Source organism: Staphylococcus sp. EG-SA-2 (assembly GCF_017152085.1).
Window position 1 is genome coordinate 1 of sequence record NZ_JACYHC010001250.1, and the last position, 626, is coordinate 626.

Sequence of the window (626 nt, forward strand, 5' to 3'; positions counted from 1 at the left end):
CTTAATTTGCTTGCCGTCTAAAATCAACTTATATATTCCACCTTGAGAGCCCTTTTTTATTGTAAATCTAACTGTTTCATTACCATACTTGCAATCAAAGTTAATAGTAGCTTTAGACCCAATTGTTGCGGTACGATAAGTACCTTCTTTTATAAAACCATTTGAATATTTAATGTCAGTTGTTCTAATAGGATTATAATTTTTCTTTTCCTCGGCTGTGTACTTTTTCCCAAAAACTTTTATAGCTGTTCTTAATTCCAACGTACTGACAGTAGCAGACACAGTATCAGTATTATATTGATACCTTATTACTTTTTCGCTTCTTTGATAGAATGTTTCAGGAGAATAAAAACATATCTCCGTATCATTTGGATAAATAATACAACCAAACAAATCTACTGCTTCTTTACAATATTCTAAGCCATTTTTATTACCTAATTCATCAATTGGTATTTTTCTTTTAAAATCTCCAATTATTTTATAGGTCATCTTGACTGACGTTTTTTGATTTGCAAATCCATATCTTAAGTACTCATCTAAAGAGTATTCTGGCGTTTTACCAGTTTCGCTACTGTCGTCATCAAGCTTATTTGATTCCACTGAGTGATTTTGAAATTCATACATTA

The 626-nt window shown here is 30.5% G+C and carries 1 protein-coding gene; it reads right to left on the reverse strand.

Annotated features, from left to right (window positions below; genetic code table 11):
* The coding region (locus IDG60_RS20310; RefSeq protein WP_206161115.1) for a phage tail protein at nucleotides 1–626 on the reverse strand (626 nt) is incomplete at both ends.